Source organism: Sulfuricaulis sp. (assembly GCF_049587675.1).
In the GTDB taxonomy this organism is placed as follows: Bacteria; Pseudomonadota; Gammaproteobacteria; order Acidiferrobacterales; family Sulfurifustaceae; genus Sulfuricaulis.
In genome coordinates, this window is sequence record NZ_JBAVEJ010000145.1 from 1 (window position 1) to 3,196 (window position 3,196).

At 54.2% G+C, this 3,196-nt stretch carries 2 protein-coding genes; one reads left to right on the forward strand and one right to left on the reverse strand.

Annotated features, from left to right (window positions below):
- Positions 1-234 precede the first annotated feature (234 nt).
- Entirely contained in the window at positions 235-681 is a 447-nt protein-coding gene (locus WB402_RS07560; protein WP_424206518.1) for a c-type cytochrome, read from the reverse strand.
- A gap of 358 nt (positions 682-1,039) precedes the next feature.
- Between WB402_RS07560 and WB402_RS07565 the strand changes: the two genes are divergently transcribed.
- Entirely contained in the window at positions 1,040-3,046 is a 2,007-nt protein-coding gene (locus tag WB402_RS07565) for a cytochrome C (RefSeq protein ID WP_424206520.1), read from the forward strand.
- Positions 3,047-3,196: the final 150 nt, after the last annotated feature.

The following is a 3,196-nucleotide window of genomic DNA, read 5'->3' on the forward strand; positions in this document are numbered from 1 at the left end:
GCATTGCATCAGTGGCCGTATTGGCGAAGGAGCGCGACTGACAGCAGATGATGTCAGCCTTGGCGCCTAGCCTCATGGTTCTGGCGAACGAAACCTGATACGCGCGGGTAATGGCGGGGGGGCGACAGCGTATACCGCGGAGCATCCGATGATATGCGCGAGAAAACGCCGGGAGCGGTCGGGGACACGAAACCACGTTACTTGAGCGGGGTTGATTTACGGCTCGTAAATTTCTTACTTTGCTTGCAACCGATAGATGTACTCGGTCAGCGCCAGAATACGTGAACGTGCAAAGTATGATCTATCTATGTTTTCCTCGTGCAAATATTCGTCATAATACTTGCTGCTTCTGTATTCTTTGCCCCAAATGGGCATATCTCGCGTTCCGTGCGCCATCAATTCATGCGTGCCTTCGATGGTTTCAAACACCCGCGCGAAAGGAAACACCCCGCCATTTTTCTTGGAAAGCAGCGTTAAGTCAGTCGCGGGTTTATTCAACATCTTGCTGTATGCACCGTCCCCCTTGCCCAGTATGCCATGGCAAATGATGCACTTTTGTTCATACTCGGCTTTGCCGATATCAATTTTGCGGGTGTCAGCTTTATCCGCGGTGTATCCGGCCCCGGCAAAGAAAACCAGGATTGTCCCCAGGAACGCTGAAGCGACTGTTGTCGATTTCATTTGACCCTCCAAAAATTATGCTGCTCTGGAAGTTATCTTAGCAAACTCGCAAAATAATCGGTAAAGTAATCGGTAAAGTATTAGGCGAATTCGAATCAAGACTTTTGATTTGCGTCAAAATCTGCTTTTGATAAATAACGGCGACGCACGCTGTATAGTAGAGGACCGATCCGGCTATGCCAACATTGATATACATCAACTAGGGCAAAACCCACGGAGATTAGTATATCGCTTTAAGGCAGAAGCTATAACATGATGAACACTGATCTATCCTGACTGTACAAAACTGCACGATAAGTTCGTCCTGTCTTAAGATAGGACGCAACAGTGGCGCAATGTCGAACAGGGGAATAATGGCATGCACGTACCTAAACTTGTAACGTGGACAATGGTGGGGGCTATCTGCCTGACAACAGCCCAGGTAATTTGGCAGACGCCAGCAAAGGCCGCGGAAGTCACCAAGAACCCTGACGCCGGACAAGCCACCTCGAAACTGAGTGACGCAGGCTGCATGACCTGCCATGACGGAAAAAAACAGGTATTTGCATTGCCCTCTGCAGACGGAAAAATCCGCCCGCTGCGATCGATTCAACAAGACAAGTATGTAAAAGGCATCCACGGAGAACTGACTTGTGTGGCGTGTCATCGGGATATTGCCGATAACAAAGCGCCGCACAAAAAAGTCGCCGCGCCCAAAGCCAATTGTGTGACCTGTCACGAGGAGCTGTGGGAAACCGTCAAGAAGGAGAATTTGACGGCAGAAAAAACCAGGCTCGGAGTAGTGGTACAGAACATCGAGGCGTACAAGAAATCTTTCCATGCCCGGCCCAAGAGCGAGACAAGTGTCAAAGCATACTGCGACGACTGTCACGACACTCATTATTTCAATGTTCCACCGCGAGGCACTTCCAAACGCACGGAATGGCACCTGACCGTACCCAACGTTTGTGGCGCGAAGTGCCATACCGAAGTGCTGGAAGAGTATGAGACGTCAGTGCATGGGATGGAGGTCATGGAAAAGCACAATCCGAAAGCGGCTGTGTGCACGGATTGCCACACCACCCACAGCATCGCGAAAACGACGGATGACGCCACCATGCTCCTGATCGTCGAGAATTGCGGAGGTTGCCACAAGGAGAACCTCGAGAGCTACCGCGACACCTATCACGGCCAGGTTGGCAAGCTGGGCTATACGTATACGGCCAAGTGTTTCGACTGCCACGGCAGTCATACGATCATGAAGGTGGATGATCCGGAATCGACAGTGTCCCCCAAGAATCGCCTGAAGACTTGCAGGCAATGCCATGACGGAAAACAGCGCAAGGAAGCGACGGCGGGATTCGTGACCTACAGTCCGCATGCCAATGACCATGACTTCGCGCGCTATCCCCAGGTGTGGCTCGCCGCAAAATTCATGCACTGGCTGCTTGTGTTCGTGTTTGCCTACTTCTGGGCGCATTCGCTGCTGTGGTGGTATCGCGAATACAAGCATCGCAACGATCGCATGGCCGAGCGGCATATTCGAACGGACGAATTGCTGCACGGAGAAACCAAGCATGTCCGGCGGTTCGGGTTACTCTGGCGGATCGCTCACTTGCTGTTCGCCGTGAGCGTCATGACGCTGATTCTGACCGGCATGGGCCTGTTTTACTCGGACATCTCCTGGGCGCCGGTCGTCATGAAAGCGTTCGGTGGCCCGCAGGTAACGGGGATTATCCACCGGGTCAGCGCGGCGATCATGCTCGGTATCTTCTTCCTGCATCTGATCGGTGTCGCTATCAGCCTCTACCGCCACCGCAAAACCTTCCGCTGGTTCGGGCCCGATTCGCTGGTGCCCAACTGGAAAGACTTGCAAGATGCCGTGGGCATGTTCAAGTGGTTCGTCGGCAGAGGGCCACGGCCGATATTCGACCGCTGGACTTACTGGGAGAAATTCGACTATTGGGCGGTGTTCTGGGGCATGGCCGCGATTGGCGGCACCGGCATGCTGCTGGCCTTCCCGCACATAACCGCTTCGATCCTTCCGGGATGGGTGTTCAACGTGGCCACACTGGTACACGGCGAGGAAGCCTTCCTGGCCGCCGTGTTCCTGTTCACGGTGCACTTCTTCAACAACCACTTCCGGCCGGACAAGTTGCCGCCGCCGGATGTCGTGATGTTCACCGGCACCCAGTCGCTGGAAGAGTTCCGGCGCGAACATGGGCTGCAGTACCAGCGTCTGGTCGACAGCGGACAACTGGAGAAGTACCTGGTGGACGCCCCGTCGCGGCCCATGACGCACGGATCGAAGATATTGGGCATTACCTTGATCACGATTGGTCTGGTGCTGCTGATCCTGGTAACGGTGGGCTTCTTCAGAGGTTAAACGCCACATGGCGCTGCGATACCGAGGCGAGCGAAACGCTCGCCTCGGACTCGATGTGTCAACGCGCGCGTTGACCCGTTTTGATTTTTCTCCAGGAACCGGCTAGACGCGGTTTGCGTCCGGTGAACATGGCGCGCACCAGGTTCTCCC